Origin of the sequence: Staphylococcus caprae (assembly GCF_003966625.1) — a bacterium.
GTDB lineage: Bacteria > Bacillota > Bacilli > Staphylococcales > Staphylococcaceae > Staphylococcus > Staphylococcus caprae.
Genome location: NZ_AP018587.1, coordinates 1,798,892 through 1,825,662, shown reverse-complemented (window position 1 = coordinate 1,825,662; position 26,771 = coordinate 1,798,892). Strand labels below are relative to the sequence as shown.

Here is a 26,771-nt window from a genome sequence, read left to right as displayed (position 1 = left end):
AAATAAGGAGGGTCATAATCAATGACTATTAATTTATCGGAAGACTTTAAGTCAGCTCGTCAAGAATTAATTAACTCAATTAAAAATGGCGAGTCAGAAGAAACACAAGCAAAATTATATGAAGGTATGCTTAACGAATTATTCGAAGAATCTAAAAAACAAGCGGCTCAAGAAGCGGAAAAAGTGGCATCATTAACTACTAATGATAAACAACTAAATGCTGCAGACCGTAAGTTCTATAATGAAATTAACAAAAATGTAGGGTATAAAGAGGAAACTTTAATCCCTGAAGAAACTATTGACCGTATTTTTGAGAATTTAACAACTGAACATCCACTTTTATCAGAAATTGGTCTTAAAAATGCAGGACTAAGATTAAAATTCTTAAAATCTGAAACATCAGGTACTGCAGTATGGGGTCAAATCTTTGGTGAAATTAAAGGTCAATTAGATGCTGCATTCAGCGATGAAACAGCTATCCAAAACAAATTGACAGCATTTGTTGTATTACCTAAAGACTTAGAAGACTTCGGGCCTGCATGGATTGAACGTTTTGTACGTTTACAAATCGAAGAAGCGTTCGCTGTTGCTTTAGAAGCTGCATTCTTAGCAGGTACAGGTAAAGAACAACCTATTGGATTAAATCGTCAAGTACAAGATGGTGTATCTGTAACTGGTGGTGTTTATCCAGTTAAAGAAGCGTTCTCTACTTTAACATTCAAAGATCCAGACACTACTGTAGCTGAGTTAACTCAAGTATTTAAATACCATTCTACAGATGAAAAAGGAAAATCAGTTGCAGTTAAAGGCAACGTTAACTTAGTTGTTAACCCTAGTGACGCATTTGATATTCAAGCTCAATACACACATTTAAACGCTCAAGGTGTTTATGTAACTGCATTACCTTTCAATTTAAATGTAATTGAGTCTGTAGCTCAAGAAGCAGGCCAAGTATTAACATTTGTTAAAGGTCGTTACGATGCTTACTTAGGTGGTGGAATTAACGTTAAGAAATTTGACCAAACTTTAGCTTTAGAAGATTTAGACTTATACACTGCTAAACAATTTGCTTATGGTAAAGCAAAAGATAATAAAGCAGCTGCAGTTCATAAATTAGATTTAGCTAACGCGCCAAAATCTTCAGCTACACCCAAGTAATCCCCAAAACGTTGACGTAACTGCTAACACAAGATCAGCAGTTGTCACTACGGAATAGGGGTGATGAAATGATAAGCGACGAAATCTTAGAACAATTTAAATCTCGTATGCATATCTTTCATTCAGCTGAAGATGAGAGATTAAAAAACGACTTAGATATGTCGTATTCAGTCTTAAAGAGAGACTACGGTGAGTTTGATATTAACACAAATGAGGAAGGTAAAGAGCTTGTGTTTGAACGTACAAGATACGTTTATAATGAACAGCTTCAATACTTCCTCAAAAACTTTTCTACTGAATTAAATAACTTCGGAATACAAAACATAGTGATGAAGGAGGACTATAACGATGGCGACGACGATTTATAAGCGTAAAAAACTACAGTCGGGAGATTTTCGTACGCCAGTACAATTCTTCACATATGTTAATGATGGCCCATATCCTGATGAAGTTGAAAAGGATGAGTTGTTTAAATGTTTTGCAGAAACGTACGCACCTTCTATGCGTGATAGTGAAGTTCTAGACGTAGCAAATAATGAGGTAGGGTTAACTATAGTTATACGTGATCCGTTACAAACTTATATACCTAGAGCTACACATAAAGTTAAAGTAGAAGATTACCGTTTAGAGCAAGATATTTATAACATTAAAGATATTCGACTTGATACTCCGGAAATAGGCTTCATTACTATGGTTCTAGGCACAACATGAGCGTAGAAATAAAAGGTGTGTCCGAAGTTTTAAAACAAATTGAGCGCCGATACGGAAGAGAAGCAATGCGTGAGAAAAGCGATAAAGCTTTAAACGAGGCTTCCGATTATTTTTTAAATACTTTAAAAAAAGAGTTTGAAAGTTTCAAAGATACCGGAGCTTCAATTGATGAGATGACAAAAACAAAGCCATATTCTAAAGGTTCTATCTATGATAGGGCTATTTTAATCGAGTGGGTCGGTCCAATGAACCGAAAAAACATAATACATTTAAATGAACATGGCTATACGAGAAATGGTAAGAAATACACGCCTAGAGGTTTCGCTGTTATAGCGAAGGCATTACAAGCGAGCCAATACAGGTATAGAGAGATAATTAAAAGGGAGTTGACCAGATAAAGTGAATATACTGAATATATTAAGAGAATTAATTGTGTCTGATGCTCAACTCAAGGAGATTATAGGCTCTAGAGTGTATTACTATGAAGTCCCTGAAACGTCAGATACTTCTAAACCGTTCGTAGTTTTGACACCTATCAATGATGATCCATCAAGCTTTGTTTCTGATAAGTATTTAAGCGAAAGCTATTTTGTACAAGTTGATGTAGAAACGTATAAACATCAAACTACGATTGATGTAACTAAGAGGATTAGGTATTTATTATTTCAAATGAATATGTACCAAACCTCAAGCCAATTGGACGATTATTTTAAAGAGACAAAACGATATGTCATGTCCCGACGATATAGGGGCATACCAAAAAATCAATTTTATAAAGGTGAGCGCATCTTTTAGATGTGCTTTTTTTATATCAAAAATTAGGAGGAATTTACATTATGGGTTCATATGTAGCAGGTTTTAAAAGATTACATGTCGGTGTATTCAATGACAAAGCGGATAAAGTAATTAGCAAACATATTTGGGAAGATGAAAACGGCGGTACAGTAAACATGAACGTAACAGGTTTAGCACCTGATATGGTTGATATGTTTGCTTCAAACAAACGTGTTTGGATGAAAAAACAAGGTACGAACGAAGTTAAATCTGATATTGAGCTATTCAATATTCCTAGTGAAGAATTAAACGCAGTATTAGGACGTTCAAAAGACAAAAACGGTACAGCATGGGTTGGTGAAGAAACTAGAGCACCATATGTTACTGTGATTGGTGAATCAGCAGACGGTATGACAGGTGAGCCAGTATACTGTGCATTAATGAAAGGTACTTTCAGTTTAGATTCTATGGAATTCAAAACTAAAGGTGAAAAAGAGGAACAACCAGAAACTACTAAATTAACTGGTGACTGGATGAACCGTAACATCGAAGTAGATGGAGACACTAAAGGTATTGTTTACGGATACCATGAAGGTAAACAAGGTGCAGATGAATTCATGAAAAAAGTATTCGTTGGTTTTGACGGATCAGTTTCAGCACCTTCAAATGTTAGCGCAACAGGTAACACAAATAGTGCTACAGTTACTTCAGAACAGTAAGGGTGATTTATATGTCTACTAAATTACAAGTATTTGATAAAGAAGGTAATGTTGTCGGAGAGGCAGAGTTAAATAAAGATGGTACGACTAAAGTATCGATTCATGACTTAGAGCCAGATACAACTTACCCTAAAGGCACTTTTAAAGTTGCACATGTTGAAAATAATGCACAATCAGAATTAATAGACGTACCAGAATTTAAAACTAAACCATCTAAAAGCAAATCGAAGGCACAGTAATACACTGTGTCTTTTTTATTTGATAAAAAGGAGAAATATTAATGATTAAATTTGAAATTAAAGACGCTAAAACTGGAAAAACTGAAAGCTATAAAAAAGATTTTGTAACTATGGGCGAAGCGGAAAAATTTTGGGATTTTATGGCTAAAGTTGAAAAAGAAAATGAAAAATCTAATCCAGATACTAAAAAAGTAAGAGGTATGGAACGTCAATTAGTTGTTGATTTCTTCGCAGATCAAGGCTTAACTGAAGAATCTATTTTAGAAAATATGAGCACAAAAACTTATTCAAAAGTTGTAAACGACTTGTTTCGAGAAGTGCAAGGCGAAGATGAATCAGATTCAGAAGATGCATCAGAAGAAGTGGGAAAGACAGAAGAATAATAACATCACAAGAAATTTTATCAAACATTAAAAAGATCCAACGTTTCTGTATGGAGCAATACGGATGGACGCTCACCGAAGTAAAAGAACAACCATACTTCCAATTGCTAGAAGTCTTACAAGATGAAGGAAACAAAGAGGAAGAAAAATCTGAAGCCGAACAAAAAGTATATACAGGCACAGACCTTAAATACTTATTCGGTGGATAGAAGGGAGGGCAAACATGGAGGAAAAGTTGCAAGGCTTAACCTTAGAGATGAAGCTTGATTCTTTAGGCGTACAAGAAGGAATGAAAGGATTAAAACGTCAATTGGGCGTTGTAAATAGCGAAATGAAAGCTAACCTTTCAGCTTTTGGTAAGTCTGAAAAGTCTATGGCTAAGTATGAAGCTCAAATAAAAGGTTTATCTAATCGTTTGGAAGTTCAAAAGCAGATGTTTAATCAAGCTGAAAGTGAACTTAAAAAACTTAATTCGGATTATAAAACAGCTCAAACTAGGATTAAAGGCGTAGAAAAAGCCTATCTTAATTTAGCCGAAGCGAATAAAAAAGATAAAGTAGCTTTAGATAAATCCAATCAAGCTTTGAAAGAAAACAATTCAGAGCTTAAAAAAGCAGAAAACCAATATAAGCGTACAAATCAGCGTCGTAATGAAGCGTGGCAAAAATTAAAACAACTTAGACAAGCAGAAAAAGATTTAAAAAATAATACTGAAGCGACCACATCTCAACTTAAACGTGCCAATGATGCTGTTCAAAAACAGGCAACTAAGCATAAAGAGCTAGTGCAAAGATATAAAGAAGAAGGCGCGCAAGTTCAAAAGCTTAGATCTCAAAATAAAGAATTATCGAATTCTAATGATAAAGTTAAGTCAACTTATGATAAAACGAATACAGAATTAAAACAAGCAGAGAATGAGTATAAACAACTAAACAACACGATTAAAAATCATAGTGCGAACTTAGCTAAAGCAGAAAAAGCAGTCAACAGTGAACGTACATCATTAAATAATTTAGAACGTTCTTTAGGTAAAGTTAAAGCGGATATGAGCGCGTTTAATAAAGAACAACTTATATCAAATAGCCATTTTACTAAAACAGCCAATCAAGCTGATAATGTAAGTAAGAAATTTGGTGTGATGGGTCAAAAGATGACTTCAGCAGGTCGCTCAATGACGGTTGGTGTGACAACGCCTTTAACTTTAGGTTTAGGTGCAGCAGTTAAGAAAAGTGCAGACTTTGAAGAACAAATGTCTAAAGTCGGTGCAGTTTCTCAAGCTAGTGGCAGACAACTAAAAGCGATGTCAGATGAAGCGGTCATGTTAGGTGCTAAAACATCAAAATCAGCCTCAGAAGTTGCTAAAGGTATGAATGAGCTTGCACAATTAGGTTTTAATGCAAACCAAGTTATGAAAGCTATGCCCGGTGTTATTAGTGCAGCAGAAGCAAGTGGTGCAGATATGGCGACTACAGCTCAAGTTATGGCATCATCTATTAATTCCTTTAACTTAAAAGCCGAAAACTCAGGACATGTTGCCGATGTATTAGCGACTGCTGCAAATGATAGTGCTGCAGATATTAACTATATGGGCGATGCACTTAAATATGCGGGTACGCCTGCACACTCATTAGGTATAAGCCTAGAAGATACGTCAGCCGCAATCGAAGTTATGTCAAATGCAGGTTTAGAAGGCTCTCAAGCTGGTACTGCATTACGTGCCTCTTTCATTAGGTTATCTAATCCTACTAAGAAATCTCAAAAAGCTATGGATGAGTTAGGTGTTTCTTTAACTAACTCTAAAGGTAAATTTGTTGGCATGCCTAAACTAATTGAGCAGTTTAGAGATGGCATGAAAGGAATGACTAAGGAACAAAAACTTGCTAACGTAGCTCAAATTGTAGGTACAGAGGCGGCAAGTGGTTTCTTAGCGTTAATTGATGCAGGACCTAATAAAATCAATAAGTATAGTAAGTCATTACAAAACTCAGACGGTGCAAGTGCAAAAGCTGCTAAACGAATGAGAGACAACTTAAAAGGTGCACTTGAACAATTAGGAGGAGCTTTTGAGTCTTTAGGTATTAAAATCGGTAGCGATTTAACTCCTGCAATTAGAGGAGCGGCAGGCTTCGTTCAGAAATTTACTGAAGGCTTTACAGCGTTACCTGGTTGGGTACGTAAATCAGCTATAGCCCTAACTATTTTAACCGCTACAATTGGGCCTATGTTAGTAGCTGGTGGTTTGCTAGCTGGTGCAGTATCTAAAGCCGCACAAGGCTATGCTTCTCTTAATAGACAAATGGCTATTAATACAGTTGAAACTAAATTAAACGCTAAAGCCAATACTCAAACTGCTGGATCATTAGCTTTATCAGGTAAAGCAAGTAAAGGTGCATCAGGTTGGTTTGGTAGACTTGGAGGCTCACTTTTAACAACGATTGATCGATTTGGTGGACTAGGCAGAGCAATTTCAGTAGGAATTAAATTTTTAGGTAAGTTAACTATTCCTTTAACTATTGCAACTACTATATTTGGCGTAGCTTATGAAAAAATGGACTGGTTCCGTAGAGGCTTTTCAGATATGGGAAAACTTGTTAATCAAGTAGGAGAAAGTATTGATTTTTCTTGGATTCCTAATATGGGTAAAGCATGGGACGATTTCAAAAATGACATGGCTAAAGGCTTACAAGATGGATTGTTATTTAAAGGTATTCATAAATTATTTAATGGAATACATTCCGCAGCATCTAAAGCCTCAGATAAGGTTAACGTGTTAGGTAAAGGTGTTTCTAAAGAAACTAAAAGCGCTTTAGGTACATACGTTAAATACTCAGATCAGTCGGATAAAATATTCGAACAAATTCGTTATAATCACGGTCAAATTACTAAGAAACAAGCAAATGAATTAATCTCTATTAATAAAAAAATGAGTTCAGAATTAATTAGTCAGCTTGAAAAGAGAAAAGCCAAAGAGCTTAAACTTGACCATGACGTGTTAGATGGATCTAAAGCGTTATCTGAAAAACGTAAACAAGCGATTTTGCAAAAAGCTACTGAAGAAGGCAACATCAGAATTAGAAAAGCTAAAGAATTAAATAAACGTATTGAGGCTCTAGAAGAAAAAGCAGCTAAAAACGGAAAGCTTTCTAAGTCAGAAACTAAAGAGTTACAACGTTTATATGAACAGCGTAACAACTTAGCTGTTAAGTCTTTATCTAAAGGCGAAAAAGAACAACAACGTATTATGTCGCGTATGTCGGCTAACCGTCGAGCAATGTCGATTAAAGAAGCTTCTGAGACAATCCAAGAATCAATTAAAGCTCGAAAGCAAGCTATTAAAGATGCGAAAAAGAAATATGATGCTAAAGTAGATGAGATTAATCAAATGGTTGGTCTATCTAAGAAAGAAAAGAATAAGCTACTTAATGAAGCACAGGACCAATACAACAAAGATGTTAAGAAAGCTAATGCGCATCATCGTACCACTTTAAACAATGTTAAAAAGTCTAATAAGAATGTAGAAAAAGAAATCAACCTGTCTAACGGTAAAGTAATGAGTGGTATGCAAAAATGGTTCCACGGCTTAACTGTTGATAGCAAAAAAGCTTGGGACAAGATGGGTAAAAATGCTCAACACTTCGGAAAACTCATGTCAGGTGCAGGAAAGTGGTTTAAAGGCTTAGGCAGTTCAGCATCTAAAGCATGGGGTAATGTGAATGCTACAATAGCTAAACATTCCAAATCATCTTACAATAGCGCTAAAAACTGGTTAGGCAAGACTACTAAAAATGCAGTTAGCAATTTCAAAGACGCTAGGAACAGTGCAGGTAAGCATTGGGGTAACATTAGCAGTACTATTTCTAGCAAAACAAAAACTGCTTATGGTCATGCTAAATCATGGCTAGGTAAAACAACTTCAAACGCAATCTCTAATTTTAAAAGTGCTAAAAATAGCGCAGGTAAACATTGGGGGTCAATGAGTAGTACGATTGCTAGTAAGTCTAAGCACATTTTTGGTTCTGTAAAAACTTGGTTTGGTAAAACATCAGGCAATGCTAGAGGAAATCTATCCAACATGTTAGGTAATGCACGTAAGTATTGGAATAGAATTTCAGATACATCATCAAGTAATTCCAAGTCAGTATTTAGAAGTACATCTAAATGGTTTGGTAATGCATTTAAAAGCTTAAAAGGCAACATGGGAAATATGTTAAGCAATGCAAGGTCTAGATGGAACAAAATTTCAGATACAGCTTGGTCTAATTCTAAATCAGTGTATAAAGGTACATCTAAATGGTTTGGGAACGCTTATAGTAGTTTGAAATCTTGGACTGGAAGCATGTATGACAAAGCTCATGATCGTTTTGACCGTATTTCATCAGACGCATGGTCAAATGCGAAATCTGTATATAAAGGCTTTAAAACTTGGTTAAGCAATACACTTAGTTGGATTAGAAGCGTAGGAAAAGATATGGGAGATGCTGCAGCAGATTTAGGTAAGTCTGTTGCCAATAAAGCGATAGCTGGATTAAACGGAATGATTGGTGGTATTAACAAGATTTCTAAAGCTATCACTGATAAGAACTTAATCAAACCTATTCCTACGTTGTCAACAGGTACTTATAGCGGGGCCTCAGTTGCGACTGACTCAAATGGTGGCGTATCTTCACCAACGTTAGCAGTTGTTAATGATAGAGGCTCAGGTAACGCTGCAGGCGGTGGCGTTCAAGAAGTCATTCATAGAGCTGATGGTAGTTTAGAAGCTCCTCAAGGTCGTAACACAATCGTTCACCTTAATAAAGGTGATGGCGTTATAAATGCTAGAGACACTAAGAAAATGCAGAATATGGGTATGATACCTCGATTTGCAGGTGGATCTAAAAAGAAAAACTGGTTAGAGAATATTACGGATAGTGCTAAAGATGTAGCGCAAAGTATGTTGAAAGGTGCTTCTAAAGGTACTAGTCATGCAAAAGACGTAGCCAAAGATAAAACTAAAAACGTTATAGATAAGGCCAAAGAAATCGGCACAGATGCCCTTGAAAGTGCTGAAGATGCTGCAATGGGTATATGGGGCGGTATTAAAGGCGTAACTAAAGACGTTGGAGAATTCTTAGAACATCCAGGCAAATTAGTGGATAAAGTGATGGACTTCATGAAGGTTAACTTCGGCCAAGGCGCTAACACTACAGTTACGATGGCTAAGCTATCATATGAAAAATTAAAAAAATCATTAGTAGATAAAGTAAAACAATGGTTTGAAGATTATGGTGGCGATGGTGACGGTGGATATATTAAATATCTAGACAATATTACTACACCTTATAGCCCTAATGGTCCGCCTCCGGGTTATGCATTCCATTGGGCTCATCCAGGTATCGACTTGCCTTACCATTATGAGAAAGTACAATCTACAACATCAGGTATTGCACGAACAAAAGATACAGGTAATGTAGGTTTCGGTCACCATATCGTAGTTGAAGGTAAACCATACGACGTTATTTATGGTCATTTAAGTAAATGGCTAGTTAAAAATGGTGAACATGTACATCCAGGTACGGTATTAGGTATCTCGGGTAGTACAGGTTCAAGTACAGGGCCTCACCTTCACTATGAAATGAATAAACACGGATTTGGTTCTATGACAGGCCATTCAATCGACCCAGTGAAATGGCTGAAAACACATAATGGTAGTAAAGGTGGCGGAAGTCGTGCAGCAAGTGCATGGCGACCTGAAGTCATCAAAGCTTTAAAAATGAATGGTTTACCGGCATCTAGTGCGTATGTAAATGCTTGGATTAGACAAATTCAATCTGAAAGTGGAGGGAATGCTGGAGCGCATCAAGGAGTAATTGACATCAATAGTGGAGGTAATGAGGCTCAAGGTTTAGTACAGGTTGTACCTAGCACATTTAGAGCTAATAAATTCCCAGGTCATGGCAATATCTTAAATGGTTTAGATAACTTACTCGCCGGAATAAGATATGCAAAAAGAACGTATGGCGGTAGAATGCTAAGCGTTATTGGTCATGGTCACGGTTATGAGAATGGCGGACTAGTTACTAAGCATCAAATAGCTGAAATTGGAGAAGGTAACAAACCAGAAATGGTTGTACCTCTAACAAAACGTAACAGAGCTGTTCAATTGATAGAACAAGCTATGCGTTATGTAGGAATGGATAGCAAATCTACAAATGTAACTGTTAACAACGATAATTCACTTATTGAAAAGCTATTAAGCCAAATGGTAGCAATGAGTGATAGAAATAACCGTTTAACAGAAGCTATTGTTGGGCTACTTAAACAACCAAGTAAAAGCACAGACCCAAGAACAGCAGAACAGTTATTATCTCAATTGCAAGGCGATCGTTACTCAAAAACAGCTTTTAATATGGGATTATAAAACGGAGGTAAAGAATGAATGAAAATAGATGGTTAAAAATCATTACTGATGAAGGTACAGTTAACATCAATGATATACTTCCTAACTTCCTATTTTTAGAAGCTAAAGCGTCATTTCCTACTTCAAATAACGACAATATAACTATTAAAGGTGTAGATGGAGAGCTTCCGGGCTCTGTTTCATTTGCACCTTTTAGTTTAGTTGTTAAATGTGGATATGATGGATTAGACCTCATTGACGCAGCTTTAGCAGAAAATAAATTAAGAAGTATATTCAACAAGAGAAAACCTTATTATGTTATAACTTCAGACAATCCAAACATTAAATATGCTGTCAAAAACCCTGACATTAGTCCAGATTACGGGGATTATATGGCAGTTAAGTTTGAATTGACTTTCTCAGTTTATAAAGGTTATTCTGAATCACTATATGCCACTGATAATTTTTCTTTATCTAATGGCAAATGGCAATTTGAGAGTGGTTTAGTGGTTGATGATTCAATTAAGTACAATCATACAACTTCAGGATTCAAAATTTATAATGGGTCGGACGATGTAATCAATCCGATTATGAGGCACCATCTCAATATATATTTAAATGTGGATGCGCCCAAAGGTTTTAAACTAACGAATACTACTACAGGCGATGTATTTGAATATACAAAACCTATTACTAGTAAGCAAACTTTAATATTGCAGGGTGTACATCCTATTTTAAATGGTCAGCGTGTTGGTATTGATACGAATTTCAATTTCTTAACACTTGCACCAGGCTATAACGAGATTGAAATTACAGGAAGTAACTTAGGTAAGACAAATTCTAAATGGGTATTTAATTATATTTATAGGTAGGTGAGAGAATGGATCATGTTGTTTTAAAAAACAAAGAAGGTACATATGCTGAAATCTTAAATGATATTGATTATAGTACCTTTAAATATGATTATGAAAAAAATAATGAACGTTCCCTCACCTTCACTATTTATAAAACTAATTTGAATGAGGATATATTCAATAATGTTAAAAATGAAATGTATGTAGTTTATCAGACTCAAACATATGTAATTAAGTCCACTGCAATTAAGTATGATGGCGTAATGATCTCAAATGAAGTCACTGCGAAACACATCTTTATGGAATTTCAAAACCATTATATTGATAAAGATGTAGACGATGAACAAATGAACTCAGACAATGAAGATTCAAATAACGATGAAGCTAAACCGACATACACTTTACAACAATACTTAGATTTTGGTTTCAAAGGGAATAAACTAGGTTTTACTTTTGTCATTAAAGGGACATTTAAAGAGCGTGTCGCAGTCGATGAGTTAGGTAATAAAAACGGTATGGAGTATTTAACTGAAGGGGCTGAATTGTTTGGTTATATCTACTATGCAGATAATAAAACGGTTTACATTCATGACGATGCAAGTTTTTATGAAATGTCAGACGAACCATTCATCTATCACTACAATACAGATGAGGTCAGCGCTACGATATCCACCTTAGATACTAAAACAGTTATTAAAGGTTATGGTAAAAAGAAAGAGAAGTCAGACACGAAAAACTATAATCCAATTAAGCCTAAAGACTTAACCTATTCAGGTACATTTGATAAATCAGGTACGTGGTCGACAACAACAGTTGGTGCTAGCTATTCGAAACAATTTGAGTGTAAGTGGGGTAATGAAACGCTAGTGTGGACACTTAAGAAAATGGCTAAAGGTGGTTTAGTTGATGTTTATCTAGATGATAAAAAGGTTGGTAGTTATGAGTGTTACAGTAAGTCGGCTCAATCAGAACAAATCACAATTAGTAAAAACTTAGCGAAAGGCACACATACCTTTAAAGTTGTGTTCACTGGTAAGAAATCAGGTGTGGATTATAAAAAGTCTAAACCGTGCATGTATGTAGGTACTGAAAAATCAACGGTACTTAACTTAACAGCAGTACTTAGTGGAAAGGACATGTATTACGCATATCAAGAGTACAAGTCTCCAAATTATGATATTTTCGGGGAAATGGTCGCTCCAACTGTGTTTGATGATACGGCACTAGACAATGATATGTTGCTTAAAAGTTTGAAAGCACAACTCAATGATCAACCAACAGTGGAGCTTGCAACAAACTATTTAGGTTTAGAACAAATCAAAGATAACAACATGATACGTTTCATACACAAGCCGTTAGGTTTCAATACAGATTTGAAAGTTGTGAAGCTATCGGCACCACATGCATATGTGAATGAATCAGTACAAGTTGAGTTTAGTAATGCAAGTAAAGATATCGTACAGATACAAAATCAAATTAATAGAAATATTAAAAATGTAAATAGCTTAGTTAAAAGTGGTGCTTTGAGTAAAGGTGCCACTATTTCTATGCCTAAAAACTATTCAGATATTGTGGGAGTGGTGCTATCAGATGACTGAGATTAATATTAGATACTTACAAGATAATGACGGAGATAGGTATTATCCCGTCACGCATGTTGACGCTATTGCAGGTACAAGTGTTGATGACTGGACTAAGTTCAACTTAGACAAACCAGCAACACAAAATACAGCTTTTAAAGATGAAACGCCACAAGGTTTTGATTGTTCATACAAGACACTTGAACTATTTGATTTGAAAGTGAAAAGTATTCGAATTAATGCAAGTAATGTAAAAGACGGTCAACTATTAACTACACTGTCAGATGATTTTGATTTACCGTTAACACCACAATCATTTTATGTACGTACGCCTAGCACAAGGCAAGCAGGTATTGTGACATTACGACCTGACGGCACACTATATTTCTACAATAAAGATTCAAATTGGACAACAACAGATTACATCTATTCACAATACACGTGGATTGAATAAGGAGTGAGGAAATGAAATTTAATTTTCCTATTGAATTAGGTGAAGTGTTCAGAAGATATACAATAGAGAATTTCAGAGAATTAAAGTATTACTTTGATGAAGCGAAACAAAAATTAATTGATCATCAGAAAACAGACAAACACGCGCACAATGCAAATCAGATTGATTATGTAACAGATTATTCGAACACAATTGATGAGGCTATTAAAAAACTTAAAGCTGAACATGACAATATGGTTATTGGTGCTAACGGTGACGGAATTGCAGAAGTTAAAAACTCACGTGTTACGACTGACGGAGTGGCAAAAGATTTACTTTCTCAACGTTTAGACGCTGATTTTAGTAAGTTAAGTAATAAAATTGAGGAAAATTATAACTTATTAAACACTAAAATTGAACGTATTGTTAATGTGAATGATTTCGGCGGTGATCCTACAGGTCAAACAGATTCAACACAAGCATTTGTTAAAGCTTTTGGTAAAGGTAACGTACACGTTCATATGACAGCAGGCACGTATGTTATTAAAGGCTTGAAACTTCCTAACAACACTATATTAAGTGGTGAAGGTAAGGGTATTACATTCTTAAGAATTGCAGATGACGCACCCGCTGAAACGATTGGTATCACTAACTTATATATGGACGGTACAGCTGAGAATATTGGTGTAGAAGATTTTACAATAGACGGTAATAAATTTAGACAAAATAAATCATTACAACCTGCAGGGGGCTCACGTTCTAGTAACATTCGTTTTGCAGGTGTTAAAGGTGGCTTTATGCGTCGCATTAAATCATACGATAGTTTATTACATTCATTTGATGTGACATATGCTAGCGATGATTATTATTACGCAGGTGACGGTGTAAGAGTGAAAGAAGCCTTAGAAAGTAAATATATTCATATCGATAACTGTGAAGCAACAGGTTTCGGTGATGATGGTATTACGACACACCATAGTAGATATTTATTACTTACAAATAACTATTCACATGATCCTACACCTGACAGTGGTAACCATAACGGTATGGAGATTGACGACGGATCACAACATGTCTTTGGTGCAAATAACAAAACAGAAAATTGTTTCGGTGGTTTAGAAATTAAAGCACATGAGCCGACAAGTGCTGCAAGTGATGTCGTATTTAATAACCATTTAGATATTAGAAGCATTAGAAGTTATAATATTCGTCATATCGGACACCATAAAGCGACAGACGCTAAATCTAAAACAGCTTACAACGTCACACTTAACAACTGTGTTGCTTTATATCCACAATACAATGGCGCATATGAAGGTGCTACACCACGTGCATTAGTTGTTTGTGCTTACCGTAATGTAAATATTAATAACTTCACAGCTATTGGAGATGGCAACTTCATGGCAGGTATGCCTGTGATTGTTGTTCAGTACAGAGCTGAAAACGTTAATTTAAACAATATTAATATTCGTGGCTTTAGTAATGCAATGGCTGATATTAAAATCTTCGGTGGTGCGAACAGACCTAAGAAAGTTACGATTAGCAATGTAAACATTGTTGAATCATCTAAAAATATCGGTATCGCAGGTGGCGGCGGTGTGTATGACACTAAAATCATCGGAGGTAACTTACAAGGTACAGGTACAGGTAACGCAATTGAGATGTACAACAACACAGCTGAGATTATCGGTGTGAACGCAGAAAACTATAATCGTGCGGCAGTGATTTCAGGAAAGGAATATTTCTATGTTCCATCTGTTCATAAAGGTGGCTTTACAGGTGGTGCAACGGGGAGTGCTGCAATTGCTCAACGTTCAGCAGTTATGGCGACAACTGGTAATAGTTTTGCAACAAGTAACCGTTCATGGTTATTAGGTGTTGGTGCGAATAGTACAGCTAGTGGCTCACGTTCAGGGATTATGAACTCTCTTGAAAGTATGACTAATCCATCAAACTATGTACAAACTATTGTAAACAGTCGAGGTGTGAAGTCATTAGGTAACTATCATTTCCAAATGGGCTATAACGCAGACGGCACACCAAAAGAATCAGCTACAACGATTGATATGGTGAGTACAAGCGGGAATATTAGAACTAAAGGGACTGTACAATCCGGTCAAAACTTTGGTGACTATGCCGAGTATTTTGAATCACAATCCGGACAACCTATCCCTACTGGTACAATTGTTACCTTAGACGGTCGTTACGTAAGAAAAGCACAAACAAATGATATTCCACTTGGTGTTGTTTCCGGTACAGCGGGCGTTGTATTAGGTGACCAAATGTTCCACCACAAAGATAAATATCTAAAAGATGAATTCGGCGTAACGCTCACACAATCTGAGGAACACACATGGGAAGATGACGAAGGTAACGTGTATTCCGAAGAAGTTGAACGCCCTATACCCAACCCTGACTTTAACGAAAACTATGATGAAGAAGAATACCTCTCTCGCTCTGAACGTCCAGAATGGAACATTATAGGGTTAATCGGACAAGTATTTATTCGTGTGGATGAAACAGTAAGCGCTAATGATTATATTAAACCTAACAATGGTGTAGGTACAAAAGATAATGTCAATGGCTTCTACAGAGTTATGCAAGTCACTACACCTTATTCACAAGAAAAAGGGTACGGAGTAGCAGTTTGTTACGTTCATCCAATTTCACTATTCAATAAAGGGAGTGTAGGCTAATGCAAGATGAAATCAAAAAGGTTGGGCGCTTAACGTTATATGACGAGCCTTATGAAAAGACGGTATCTGATTCAGGTATCGTCTTTTATAATCTTGATATTAATACGGCTGTACTAGAATTCACGATAAGCAAAAATAACTTCCCGTTACAAATCAGTGATGAGAACGTTGATACTTATGTGTATTTAGAAGGTACAGACCAAAACGGCAATAGTTATGGTCGACAATTAGATGTTGAGTATGTAGACCCATTTAAAGGATTGGTACGTTTAACTGTTCCAGATGATTACTTAAAAGCAGTCAACAACTCAACTGTTACAGGTCAAATGTACATTGGCGTGCATAAAGGAAATAGAGTGCCAGAAACGAAAGCAGACACAGCTGTATTGAATGAATTCAAGTTCACGGTTAAAGACGCATTGATCAATAGCGTTTCAGCTGTTACGAAAATTGAATATATTCGTATGTTTGATAAGTTGAAAGACGAAATTAAGCAACGTGTCAAAGATATTGAGGACGCTATCGCAAACGGCTCAGATTATGTGGCACAAATGAAAAACGTTTTAGCTGACGGGTTAAAACAAATCAACACAACTGTCACTCAAGCTAAAAAAGATGTGAACGACACAGCTACAAATGCGAATAATAGTATAACAACAACTAGTAATAACGCTGTTAACACCGTTACACAAGCAAGAGATGATGTGTTGAACGCCATTAAAAACAATCAAGTTGTTAAGACAGCCGATTTACCTAATCAGTTCAATGCACTTAAATGGCAGAAATTTCAATTGACTAATGATGATGGATCCATAGTAACAGTTAAAGATGTCGTTGATATGAATACATTGAATAATATAAGCAATACAGGTCCTTATTATTGTAGTAATTTAATTAACACCCCAGACGGAAGAAGTAAGTTTGGATATATAAATGTATATAATCAAGGCAGTTCAGCAGGATGGGCTATTTATAGAGAATACAACTCAAATGTCTTATATATTAATATGAAATATTTGAGTACTTGGCATGGTTGGTCTTTAGTAAACCCTGACTATAGTAAGACTTTAAATTGGCAAAAATATAAACTAACAAATGATGATGGGACGCTAACAAGTGTGAGTGGTTTAGATTTAAGTTCTACTACAGTTTTAAATAGTTTGAAGCCAGGAATGTATTATGGCAACAACTTTATTAATGCGCCTGTCCCTGCCGGTTTCTTAGAGGTAGTTTCAAGAGCAGACAACACTATCAAACGTATTGAGTTGAAGCCTTATAACACAAAAGATACTTACGTTATGACTTATACAAACTCAACGTGGTCGAGTTGGCAATTAATGAACGCACAACCTACATTTTCTGACACAGGTTGGTTACCTTTAGTGTTAAGTAACGGTGTTCAACCTTATTCAACTGGTTACACACCTCAATATAAGCTGGTTAATAACAACGGGGATGTAACTTTAAAATTCAAAGGCGCAGTTAAAAACATAACTACTAGTGGGGTAGCTATAGCAACGTTACCAAGTAATATAGCAAGTCAGGTGACGATGAATTCAGCGTTTGTACAGAACAGTTCAGTTAAAAGTGGTAATGCAACAATTGCCCGATGGAGTGTTACAACTTCAGGTGATCTAAGATTAGATGGAGTCAGTTTTTCAAATAGTTTAATGACTGCAGATGACTTTTATCCAATCAATGCAGTTATACCATTATAAAGGAGGCACACAGAATGGACTTTAAACAAGTATATCTTACAAACGGACAACCCTACTTAGCTTTTAAGGGTGAAGATGGAGAGTATCAATATCCAAAAGATGAATGGACTGAAACACCACCACCAGCTGGAGGATATCAGCCTATGCACTTTGATGGTAATAAATGGGTGTGTGCTACACGTGAAGAATGGTTGAAATCACAAAAGCCAGTAGAAGTTAAACCAGACGCTACATCTGAAACAATTGCACAATTACTCATGAATGATCTAGAGCATAACGCTAGATTAGAAATGTTAGAACAAGCGATTGCAGGCTTAACAAACCAATTACTTCAACAACAGGAGGAGATTACAAATGTACGTAACTCTTAAAAATTTATATATCATGAAATTATTTACTAAAGAAAAATTAGCAGAAACGGTTAAATACAACTGGATTACTGCAGACCAGTATAAAGATATTACAGGAGAAGAATATAAACGACCTCAAGCCTAACGCTTGGGGTTTTATTATTAAATAAAGTAGGTGGCATATGGATAAACAAAAAGATACAAAAGGACTTCTACTATTCGTTGCTATAGAAGGTATAGCAGGTTTAGGTTTCTCTAGAGGTTTCTTTTTTGCAAAAGAACAAGAAAATGTTTTAAGTGATAGTGATTTCTACTTAGCACTACATCACATCTTACCTATATGGATATGGGGCATTATTATGATGATAGTGAGTTTGATTTTAGGGTTGTCCGCTTACTTTATTCCTAAACATCATATCAATAATACATGTAACTGGTTATTGTTTATAGGTGGCTTTGGAAGTGCGTTTGTATATTTCTTAATGACCTCGGCTAGTATTTACCATGCAATCAATTGGCTTTCAACACTACAATTCACAATTTTTACAATTGTATGTGGAATAATCGGTTTCCTTGGGGGCGCAGATTTGTATGACCGAAAATAAGCACTTCGTCACTGAAGCAAAGTGGCAAGAATCAAGAGAAGAATTAATCGATAGAATAAACAATGTCGATTCTAAACATACAATTAATTATGGTAAGTTGAGTGAGAAAATAGCAGAGGGCAACGCATATCAGAAACAATCTTATGAGGTGCAAAAAGATACAAACCAACAAATGAAACAGTTGAACGAAACCAACGGTAAACAATGGGACGCAATCAAAGAAATAAAATTTGTGGTTAAAAACCATGAAGAAGATATTGAAGAAGTCAAAGGCTCGGTTAAAGAGAGACAAAAGAATAATACGAATATCACAATTGCATTAATCGGTGGAGGCGCAACGGTTATAAGTGCAGCTTTCGGTTTAGCAAAATTACTTTTTTAAGTCGGCGTATATACGTCGGCTTTTTAATTTATTAAAGGGAGATTATGGAAAATGAAAATAGATAACGGAACACTAGTAAGAACTATTTTATTAATACTAGCTTGGGTTAACCAAATTTTAGCTATGAATCACATTTCGCCTATTCCGGTTGATGAGATGACAATAAGTACTGTGATTACAGGCGTGTTCTCACTTTGGGCATGGTGGAAGAATAATAACTTTACTCATGCAGCTAAAAAAGGGCAAGAAAAAATACATGAAGTTAAAGCAGGGACAGAAAACACAAACGGCAAAGCACCTATAGGAGGTAACGAATAGTGACTAATAAAACAAGAGCACAAGCACATGCTTATTTAAGAAAGTTAAAAGGTTATTGGTGGGACTTCGACGGAGTATATGGTGCACAATGCTTCGATTTGGCAAACCAATATTGGTACTACGTTACTGGTCACGCACTGAGAGGTTTATATGCGAAAGATATACCATTTGCAAACAACTTTGACGGATATGCTAATGTGGTTAAAAACTATAGCTCATATGTACCTAAAAAAGGTACATTAGTTATTTTTCCTTATGAATACGGTAATGGTTCAGGGCATGTCGCAATTATTGAAAGTGCAACTCAAAACTATTTCTATAGTTTAGATCAAAACTGGTATGGGGGCGCTCAAAATAATCCACCAGAGGTAGCACAAACTATTTATCACGAATACCACAAGGATATGTATTTTATTGAGCCTTTATACGGAAAAGAAACTATTGTAAGTAAAACTAAAGCGAGAATGGTTAAACCTAAACCGATTAAGAACGTTAAAAAGAAAAAGATTATGATTGTTGCAGGGCATGGATACAATGATCCTGGAGCTGTTGGTAACGACACTAATGAACGTGACTTCATTAGAAAAAATATTGTTGATAACGTAGCAAATTATCTTAAAGACGCAGGACATACTGTAAAAATATACGGTAAAAAACAAGATATGTATCAAGATACGGCATATGGTCAACGTGTAGGTAATCACAAAGACTACGGTTTATATTGGGTAAAATCACAAGGCTATGATACTGTTGTTGAATTTCATTTAGACAGCGCAGGACCTAAAGCCACAGGCGGTCACACTATAATACCTGCAGGTTATCCGGCTAATACAATAGATAAAAACATTCAAAACGCACTAAAAGAAAGTATTGGAGTTATAAGAGGTATAACACAACGCAACGATTTATTAAACTGTAACGTTGCTAATGACATAGGTATTGACTATAGACTTGTCGAATTAGGTTTCATTACTTCAAATAAAGATATGAAGTATATTAAGAAAAATTTAAAACCTTTTACTAAATCAATAGCAAGCGCTATTAATGGTAAGCCAATTGGAGGCGCAAGTGCTGGTAAAGTTAAAAGTGTAAAAAAAACATGGGATTGGAAGGGTAGATTTTACCCGAATACAACAATTAAAGTCAGAAAAAAACCAAATGGTGAAATTGTGGAAAAAGGTTCTTGGTTGTACGGAAAAGATGATTGGGTAGATGTTGTTCAATTATACAAAGACACAAAGAAAAAGTTGTGGTGGGGTAAATTTAAATATCCTACTAACCCTAATGCTGGTTATTTTTATTGCGCTTTGGGTGAAATTACCGACAAACAAGAGCGAATAAAAAAAGAGGAGAAATTATACGGAAAGATAAAGTGGAAATAACTATATTAAGCGGGTTTATTATACAAGGGTAGTCCTAGCGACTGCCCTAAATTTTTGTTATATCTAAAGAGGAGACCTTTTCTCCATTCGAATTTATCTCATTAAATAATCTTTCTAGCCACGCTCTTTTTGAGCGTGGCTCTGCTATTTTTACTTGACAATATTTTTAACCACCCATTTAAAACTTGGGTGGTTATTTTTTATTTTGAAGTTTGTTTAGGTAAAAAGATAGAGAAAACGAGTGCAATGAAACTTATAATAAAAATAACTATAAATTGTAGTTTGAAGTTCGACAAGCCTTGTAAAAATATATTTAAAACAGGAGCGATTGCTGTTCCTAAAAATAGAATGAATGTATTCACTGATAGGAAAAAGCCTCGGTTTTCATTAACCAAAATTCCTACTTCGGAAATAGTAGTAGGAATTGCAAAAGCTACACCACTTACTATAATGACACTTAAAAAAACTAGCATTGCTAAATTTGTTAAAAACGGCATTAGAATTAAACATATAGAAATCATTACTAATGACATTATTATAAGATTTTTAACGCCAATCTTTTCACTAATTCTACCTGCTAATAATGCAATCAACATCCCCACAATACCAAACAGTCTAGCATTACTTTCTAACATATCGGAAGCGTCAACATCGCTTGAAGAAATATATCTATTAAAAACATCATACATGCTTATAAAAATTATCAATAAAGTTAAGGAAATTCCGTAACATAATAGTACATAAAGATTAGTTTTAAAACTCTTAAAGTTTTTTAAAAAATGAGTTACTTTAATGTCAGCATTTTTAATAGGACTTTCAGGAACATATTTATGGATAGAAATAGATAATAATACATAGAAAGCTGTCAACACAAAATAAACAACATGCCAATCAAAATAACTTATGATAAATTCACTTAAGTTTTGACCTATAATACCAGCTAACATAAAACTTATGCTTATAAAGCTAATAGCGGTAACACGTTTAGATATAGTATAAGTTTCAGTTACATATGTTATGGATATCGGAGAAAATGATGCTGCAAAAACCCCTTGAAACGCCCTTAGTAACAAAAGTAAAGTAAATGAATTAACAAAGCCTATTAAAAGACAAATGATAGTAAGACCAGCCAAGCTAAAAACAATAGTTTTTATACGTCCGAACTTTTCTGAAATTGTTCCATAGAACAGACAACTAATTGAATACATTACAGAGAAAACGACACCATTTAAAGCAGCAAAACCTTCAGTTACCTTAAACTCTTTAGAAAAAGTAGCAGTTAATGGAAGTGCAGTATACAAACTACACATTACTAGTATCCCTGAGAAAAAGAGAATAGTAGTAATTTTATTATAGCCAATTGTTTTTTCCATAAGAATTCTCCTTCCTATACATCATTATAAAACTCTATAAAATTTATGGACTCGGGTTCCTAAAAATTCATTTTATATAGTTTGGTATTAAGTTTAATAAATAAACACCTTTATTACAGCGTTCTAACTTTAAAATATATATAATTTAAAGTTGAATCCCCCCTCATTTATTATAATAGCTTCACTTTTTATGTATTGCCACGTGTCAAATACGTGTCAAAATAGTTATATTTTTTTAGATTTACTTATAAAATAAAATAGCCGAAACCCTTTATTTAAAGGCTTTTCGGCTATTTTAAAAAATTCTATAGCGTCCTGGGAGGGATTCGAACCCCCGACCGATGGCTTAGAAGGCCATTGCTCTATCCAGCTGAGCTACCAGGACATTTTTTAACACAAGAATTATTATATCTAAACAGGAGGCTTTTAGCAATAGCTGACTTATAAAAAATGTTTATATTTTTCACTATAGTAGTGCATTTTATCCTTAAATGTTAATTAATTGTAAAGATGCAAGGAATTTTTAACAATTAAATTGCAAACAATACAGTGACGAATGCCAAACTGTTGTGTAAACGTTTACATTCGACAGTTATGACCTTTAATTGCCGTCTTAAGAAAATATGAACAAATTGTGCCATATGGGCTTTATAGTATAAGTAACAAAACGATAGATAAACAAACAACACAAGTTCATTCATCGTTTTAAATTAATTAACTCACGCATTATTCTAATATACTATAAGGAGTGTTTGTAATGGAAAAATTATTCGACGCAATTAAAAATACTGTAGATGCTGGTATTAACCACGATTGGACTAAATTAGGTACAAGCATTGTAGATATCGTAGAAAATGGTGTTAACTTACTTACTAAAGTATTCGGTGGATAATAAATAAATTTAAATAAAGAAAGGGAGAAATTTTCATGACTAAATTAGCAGAAGCAATCTCAAATGCAGTAAAAGCAGGACAAGATCACGATTGGGCAAAATTAGGAACTAGCATCGTAGGAATCGCAGAAAACGGAATCAGCTTATTAGGTAAAGTATTCGGATTCTAAGTTAAACAAATTACAAATATTACAATAATCAATTACTAAAGGGAGAGATAAGAATGGAAAAATTAGCAGAAGCAATCGCAAATACAGTAAAAGCAGGACAAGACCACGATTGGTCAAAATTAGGAACTAGTATCGTTGGTATCGCTGAAAATGGTATTGGTTTATTAAGCAAAGTATTTGGCGGTTAATTTTCACACTAAATTATCAATCTTATTAAAAGTTAGGGAGAGATTTTCATGACAAAATTAGCAGACGCAATTGCAAATGCAGTTAAAGCAGGACAAGATCAAGACTGGGCAAAATTAGGTACAAGCATCGTAGGAATTGCAGAAAATGGAATCAGCTTATTAGGTAAAGTATTCGGATTCTAATTTTCTTAATATATAAATGGACCAGGGCAAGCGCTCTGGTCTTTTTTTTAATGTCAAAATATTTGATAATATGAAATGTATGAACTACTTTAATCATATTTGGACTAGGAGAATTAGTAATGACATATAAAAATATATTCTTAGATTTTGATGATACAATTGTAGATTTTTTTGATGCTGAGGAGAAGGCTTTTTATAATATGGCACATCAGTATCACCATTTTCCTAGTGAAAAAGATTTTCTACATTTTCGAAAGGTCAATCAAGCGCATTGGGAAGCTTTTCAACAAAATAAATTAACTAAAGAACAAGTTTTATCACACAGATTCATCAATTATTTTAAAGACTATCAAATTGAAGTTAATGGTAAAGAAGCTGATGAAATATTTCGAGACGAATTAGCCAAAGCACCTTTAAAATTTTTTGATCATACTATTCAAACAATCGAACAGCTTCAACACAATCACTGTTTATATATTGTTACTAATGGAGTGACAATAACGCAGCAGCGTCGAATTGCACAGACAAATTTTAATGAGATATTTGATGGGATTTTTATTTCGGAACAAACAGGTTATCAAAAACCTATGCCTGAGTTTTTTGATTACATTTTCGAAAAAATCGGAGAAAATGAAAGGGAACAATCAATAATAGTTGGGGATTCATTGACTTCTGATATTATGGGAGGATTAAATGCAAATATTGCAACGTGTTGGTTTAATAAACGGAATAAAATAAATCAAACTGATATTCAACCACATTATGAAATAAGTGATTTATCAGAACTTATCGATATAGTTGAATAATAAATGAGAAAATGAAAATTAATTTCTTTCCGACAAAAAATGATAGCGTAAGATTATTACACATAAATAATAGCCCATAAAGTGAGTGTATTTAAAAGTTCATTTTAAGGGCTATTTTTGTAATAATGCGTTATTTATCAATTAATAATAAGACATTTTTATTCAGTTTTTTAATGACATTTGAACAAAGAATTTAAATTACAATGTTCACTTTAATCAAAGGCATAGTTATAATTACGGTTTCCAAATTAAAATATCATGACCTTCTGGATTTTTAGCTTCTACATCTTCAAAACCTTGTTTCAAGAAATAATCCTTTGAATTATTACGCGCAATTGCTTTAATTGGTTTGTCTTTTTCCTTAGCGAAGTCGATGAGTTTTTTAGCATAACCGCGACCTTGGTATTTCTCTAATACTTCTAATTTCCATAATAAAATATAGTCTTCGCAATCTGGGAAATAGGTTTCTTCAACTTCACCTTTATCAAGCAATGCCATTCTTGCTGCTAATTTATCTCCGACAAAGATACCATAAAAAGGTGAGTCAGAACTTGCGTCAATCATTTGTCCTTTTAACTCTTCAACCATATAAAGATCTTTATTTCCGAACTCTCTAAAATCTTCGAAAAGTTCGTCTGTTTTATAATTGATCTCTAAATGTTTTACCTCACTCATATTTTAATCCCCCTTTGTTTCTTTTCTTTATTATACCCTATTTTAAAGGTAAGTTTCATTTATTTAAAATAATAGAAATTTTAAGTTTTAATAAGTGTTTATATAAATTCTTTTAAGCCGTTAAATTGTCATCAAAGCGCTTAGTCTTTATACTATATGAGTAATAGTGCTACTGAAGGAGTAAAAACATGAATTGCAATGTAATAAAGTTAAATGAAGATAATCAGTTTATCAATAAAATAAAAAACGGCGATTCTCAAATCACACGATTTTTCGAATACGATGCAAGTAAGAAAGATAGCTTTGCAAGAAGATTAGCGACGCCAAATAATGGAAGAGAAGCAGAGTTAGCCCAAGTCATAGAATCTTATATGAATGATTTGGATTTAACAAAACAACAAATTGAGAACATAGATGCCTTGGCAAATGGTGCGAAAGTAGTCATTGGTGGACAACAAGCAGGATTGTTTGGTGGTCCTTTGTATACTTTTCATAAAATATTTTCAATCGTAACGCTGTGTAATGAATTGTCAGAACAATATCATAAACAAATTGTTCCTGTTTTTTGGATTGCTGGAGAGGATCATGATTTTGATGAAGTGAATCATACCTATGTATTCAATGATAAAAAAGCCTCTCTTAATAAAATCAAATATCATACTATGACTCCACCTGAAAGTAATGTCTCTCGTTTTACTCCTGATAAAGATGCTTTGATTGATGCGTTAGATAGCTTTTTTAAAGAATTAAAGGAGACGACGCATAGTTTAGAAGTATATGAAATGTGCAAGAACATAATTCATCGCTATAATAACTGGACCGATATTTTCAAAGGCCTTTTACATGAGGTGTTTAAAGAATATGGCGTTCTGTTTATAGATGCACAATATACAGATTTAAGACGTATGGAAAGACCAATTCTTAAGGAAATGTTAGAACAGCACGACGAGTTAGATCAAGCTTTTCGTGAGACACAAAACAATACAGAAGCGCAAGGTTTAACTCCTATGATTCAAACTGAGACAAATACTCATTTATTCATTCACGAAGATAACATGAGACAGTTGCTAACTTATAAAAATGGGAAGTTTATTACAAGTAAATCTGAAAATAGTTACTCAAAAGAAGAATTATTAGAAATCATTGATAATGAACCTGAAAGAATATCTAATAATGTAGTAACACGTCCTATAATGGAAGAATGGTTGTTTAATACAGTGGCATTTATTGGTGGACCAAGTGAAATTAAGTATTGGGCCGAACTTAAAGAAGTTTTTCAACTTTTAAAAGTCGAAATGCCAATAGTATTACCAAGATTAAGAATAAGTTATATGTATGAAAGAACTGAGAAATTGCTCTCTCAATATGATTTAACTACCGAAACAATTATTTCAAACGGTGTGGAGAATGATAGACAACGATTTGTACGTGAACAAGCTTCTAATGAACTTATTTCACAAGTGGAAGAAATGAAAGTTCAACAACAGCAACTTACAGATAAACTCAAATTACAAGTTGCTGGAAACCATGATAATGAAATGCTAATTGAAAAGAATAATGAAATTCATCAAAAACAATACGATTACTTATTAAAACGGTATTTGCTAAATGTAGAAAGAGAAAATGATATTAGCATGCGTCAATTTAGAGAAATTAATGAAGTTCTCCATCCAATGGGTGGATTACAAGAAAGAATTTGGAATTCATTACAAATTATGAATGATTTTGGGAAAAATGTGTTCTGTCCCTCCACCTATCCACCACTTCATTACACTTTTGATCATATTATTATAAAACCTTGAT

Annotated in this window: 29 protein-coding genes and 1 tRNA gene; 27 read left to right on the top strand and 3 right to left on the bottom strand. The window is 34.5% G+C overall.

Annotated elements, in window-relative coordinates; translation table 11 throughout:
* Positions 1 to 21 precede the first annotated feature (21 nt).
* From JMUB898_RS08655 to JMUB898_RS08560, 21 genes are all read left to right on the top strand, one after another.
* Positions 22 to 1,158: a phage major capsid protein gene (locus JMUB898_RS08655; RefSeq protein ID WP_002442350.1), complete on the top strand. Its 1,137-nt coding sequence runs from the start codon at positions 22 to 24 to the stop codon at positions 1,156 to 1,158.
* A gap of 68 nt (positions 1,159 to 1,226) precedes the next feature.
* Positions 1,227 to 1,526 carry a hypothetical protein gene (locus tag JMUB898_RS08650; RefSeq protein ID WP_002442352.1) on the top strand — a complete coding sequence of 100 codons (300 nt, stop codon included), beginning with the start codon at positions 1,227 to 1,229 and terminating at the stop codon, positions 1,524 to 1,526.
* Positions 1,507 to 1,869 carry a hypothetical protein gene (locus JMUB898_RS08645; protein ID WP_002442353.1) on the top strand — a complete coding sequence of 121 codons (363 nt, stop codon included), beginning with the start codon at positions 1,507 to 1,509 and terminating at the stop codon, positions 1,867 to 1,869. The genes JMUB898_RS08650 and JMUB898_RS08645 overlap by 20 nt, the downstream gene beginning before the upstream one ends.
* Positions 1,866 to 2,267 (top strand): hypothetical protein, encoded by a 402-nt coding sequence (locus JMUB898_RS08640; protein ID WP_044466298.1) that lies wholly within the window; start codon positions 1,866 to 1,868, stop codon positions 2,265 to 2,267. Before JMUB898_RS08645 ends, JMUB898_RS08640 begins: the two co-directional genes overlap by 4 nt.
* A gap of 1 nt (position 2,268) precedes the next feature.
* Entirely contained in the window at positions 2,269 to 2,664 is a 396-nt protein-coding gene (locus JMUB898_RS08635; protein WP_002442358.1) for a DUF3168 domain-containing protein, read from the top strand.
* A gap of 41 nt (positions 2,665 to 2,705) precedes the next feature.
* A complete protein-coding gene (locus JMUB898_RS08630) occupies positions 2,706 to 3,362 on the top strand; it encodes a major tail protein (protein WP_044466297.1) in 657 nt (218 codons plus the stop codon).
* Between the two features lie 11 nt (positions 3,363 to 3,373).
* On the top strand, positions 3,374 to 3,601 hold the full coding sequence (locus tag JMUB898_RS08625; protein WP_002442364.1) for a hypothetical protein: 228 nt from the start codon (positions 3,374 to 3,376) through the stop codon (positions 3,599 to 3,601).
* A gap of 41 nt (positions 3,602 to 3,642) precedes the next feature.
* Entirely contained in the window at positions 3,643 to 3,984 is a 342-nt protein-coding gene (gene gpG, locus JMUB898_RS08620) for a phage tail assembly chaperone G (RefSeq protein ID WP_044466296.1), read from the top strand.
* A gap of 50 nt (positions 3,985 to 4,034) precedes the next feature.
* Positions 4,035 to 4,193 carry a hypothetical protein gene (locus JMUB898_RS12655; protein ID WP_002442368.1) on the top strand — a complete coding sequence of 53 codons (159 nt, stop codon included), beginning with the start codon at positions 4,035 to 4,037 and terminating at the stop codon, positions 4,191 to 4,193.
* Between the two features lie 14 nt (positions 4,194 to 4,207).
* Positions 4,208 to 10,384 carry a phage tail tape measure protein gene (locus tag JMUB898_RS12830; RefSeq protein ID WP_044466295.1) on the top strand — a complete coding sequence of 2,059 codons (6,177 nt, stop codon included), beginning with the start codon at positions 4,208 to 4,210 and terminating at the stop codon, positions 10,382 to 10,384.
* A 14-nt stretch (positions 10,385 to 10,398) separates the two neighbouring features.
* The gene (locus JMUB898_RS08610) at positions 10,399 to 11,235 is read left to right on the top strand and encodes a phage tail domain-containing protein (protein ID WP_002442372.1); all 837 of its coding nucleotides are present in this window, start codon (positions 10,399 to 10,401) and stop codon (positions 11,233 to 11,235) included.
* Between the two features lie 8 nt (positions 11,236 to 11,243).
* Positions 11,244 to 12,815 carry a phage tail protein gene (locus JMUB898_RS08605; RefSeq protein ID WP_126501980.1) on the top strand — a complete coding sequence of 524 codons (1,572 nt, stop codon included), beginning with the start codon at positions 11,244 to 11,246 and terminating at the stop codon, positions 12,813 to 12,815.
* Entirely contained in the window at positions 12,808 to 13,251 is a 444-nt protein-coding gene (locus JMUB898_RS08600; protein ID WP_002442375.1) for a hypothetical protein, read from the top strand. Before JMUB898_RS08605 ends, JMUB898_RS08600 begins: the two co-directional genes overlap by 8 nt.
* Positions 13,252 to 13,262: 11 nt before the next feature.
* Positions 13,263 to 15,926, top strand: a complete 2,664-nt coding sequence (locus JMUB898_RS08595) for a peptidase G2 autoproteolytic cleavage domain-containing protein (RefSeq protein WP_002442377.1) — start codon at positions 13,263 to 13,265, stop codon at positions 15,924 to 15,926.
* Complete coding sequence (locus JMUB898_RS08590) at positions 15,926 to 17,644, top strand: BppU family phage baseplate upper protein (protein ID WP_126501979.1); 1,719 nt, start codon at positions 15,926 to 15,928, stop codon at positions 17,642 to 17,644. Before JMUB898_RS08595 ends, JMUB898_RS08590 begins: the two co-directional genes overlap by 1 nt.
* 14 nt (positions 17,645 to 17,658) lie before the next feature.
* Positions 17,659 to 18,015, top strand: a complete 357-nt coding sequence (locus JMUB898_RS08585) for a hypothetical protein (RefSeq protein WP_002442381.1) — start codon at positions 17,659 to 17,661, stop codon at positions 18,013 to 18,015.
* Entirely contained in the window at positions 17,999 to 18,139 is a 141-nt protein-coding gene (locus JMUB898_RS08580) for an XkdX family protein (protein WP_002442383.1), read from the top strand. The genes JMUB898_RS08585 and JMUB898_RS08580 overlap by 17 nt, the downstream gene beginning before the upstream one ends.
* 37 nt (positions 18,140 to 18,176) lie before the next feature.
* The gene (locus tag JMUB898_RS08575) at positions 18,177 to 18,599 is read left to right on the top strand and encodes a hypothetical protein (protein WP_002442385.1); all 423 of its coding nucleotides are present in this window, start codon (positions 18,177 to 18,179) and stop codon (positions 18,597 to 18,599) included.
* Positions 18,586 to 18,981, top strand: coding sequence for a hypothetical protein (locus tag JMUB898_RS08570; RefSeq protein WP_002442387.1), 396 nt, complete (start codon positions 18,586 to 18,588; stop codon positions 18,979 to 18,981). The genes JMUB898_RS08575 and JMUB898_RS08570 overlap by 14 nt, the downstream gene beginning before the upstream one ends.
* Positions 18,982 to 19,032: 51 nt before the next feature.
* Entirely contained in the window at positions 19,033 to 19,299 is a 267-nt protein-coding gene (locus JMUB898_RS08565; RefSeq protein WP_002442389.1) for a phage holin, read from the top strand.
* Positions 19,299 to 20,681, top strand: coding sequence for an N-acetylmuramoyl-L-alanine amidase (locus JMUB898_RS08560; RefSeq protein WP_002442391.1), 1,383 nt, complete (start codon positions 19,299 to 19,301; stop codon positions 20,679 to 20,681). The genes JMUB898_RS08565 and JMUB898_RS08560 overlap by 1 nt, the downstream gene beginning before the upstream one ends.
* A 200-nt stretch (positions 20,682 to 20,881) precedes the next feature.
* On the opposite strand, the gene JMUB898_RS08555 is transcribed toward JMUB898_RS08560, so the two are convergent.
* Together JMUB898_RS08555 and JMUB898_RS08550 are read right to left on the bottom strand one after the other, a co-directional pair.
* Positions 20,882 to 22,054, bottom strand: coding sequence for an MFS transporter (locus JMUB898_RS08555; RefSeq protein ID WP_002442393.1), 1,173 nt, complete (start codon positions 22,052 to 22,054; stop codon positions 20,882 to 20,884).
* Between the two features lie 311 nt (positions 22,055 to 22,365).
* Positions 22,366 to 22,439, bottom strand: a tRNA-Arg gene (locus JMUB898_RS08550).
* Between the two features lie 372 nt (positions 22,440 to 22,811).
* On the opposite strand from JMUB898_RS08550, the gene JMUB898_RS08545 reads away from it, so the two are divergent.
* The 5 genes from JMUB898_RS08545 to JMUB898_RS08525 all read left to right on the top strand — a co-directional run bounded on the left by JMUB898_RS08545 (position 22,812) and on the right by JMUB898_RS08525 (position 24,293).
* On the top strand, positions 22,812 to 22,946 hold the full coding sequence (locus JMUB898_RS08545; protein WP_126501978.1) for a beta-class phenol-soluble modulin: 135 nt from the start codon (positions 22,812 to 22,814) through the stop codon (positions 22,944 to 22,946).
* Positions 22,947 to 22,981: 35 nt separating this feature from the next.
* Entirely contained in the window at positions 22,982 to 23,116 is a 135-nt protein-coding gene (locus tag JMUB898_RS08540) for a beta-class phenol-soluble modulin (RefSeq protein WP_002442398.1), read from the top strand.
* Positions 23,117 to 23,169: 53 nt separating this feature from the next.
* Complete coding sequence (locus tag JMUB898_RS08535) at positions 23,170 to 23,304, top strand: beta-class phenol-soluble modulin (protein WP_002442400.1); 135 nt, start codon at positions 23,170 to 23,172, stop codon at positions 23,302 to 23,304.
* Between the two features lie 48 nt (positions 23,305 to 23,352).
* Positions 23,353 to 23,487: a beta-class phenol-soluble modulin gene (locus JMUB898_RS08530; protein WP_002442402.1), complete on the top strand. Its 135-nt coding sequence runs from the start codon at positions 23,353 to 23,355 to the stop codon at positions 23,485 to 23,487.
* A 119-nt stretch (positions 23,488 to 23,606) separates the two neighbouring features.
* Entirely contained in the window at positions 23,607 to 24,293 is a 687-nt protein-coding gene (locus JMUB898_RS08525) for a YjjG family noncanonical pyrimidine nucleotidase (protein WP_002442403.1), read from the top strand.
* A gap of 234 nt (positions 24,294 to 24,527) precedes the next feature.
* Here the strand turns inward: JMUB898_RS08525 and JMUB898_RS08520 are convergent, their stop codons facing one another.
* On the bottom strand, positions 24,528 to 24,968 hold the full coding sequence (locus JMUB898_RS08520; protein WP_002442405.1) for an N-acetyltransferase: 441 nt from the start codon (positions 24,966 to 24,968) through the stop codon (positions 24,528 to 24,530).
* 188 nt (positions 24,969 to 25,156) lie between these two features.
* Between JMUB898_RS08520 and bshC the strand changes: the two genes are divergently transcribed.
* Positions 25,157 to 26,770 carry a bacillithiol biosynthesis cysteine-adding enzyme BshC gene (gene bshC / locus JMUB898_RS08515; RefSeq protein WP_002442407.1) on the top strand — a complete coding sequence of 538 codons (1,614 nt, stop codon included), beginning with the start codon at positions 25,157 to 25,159 and terminating at the stop codon, positions 26,768 to 26,770.
* Position 26,771: the final 1 nt, after the last annotated feature.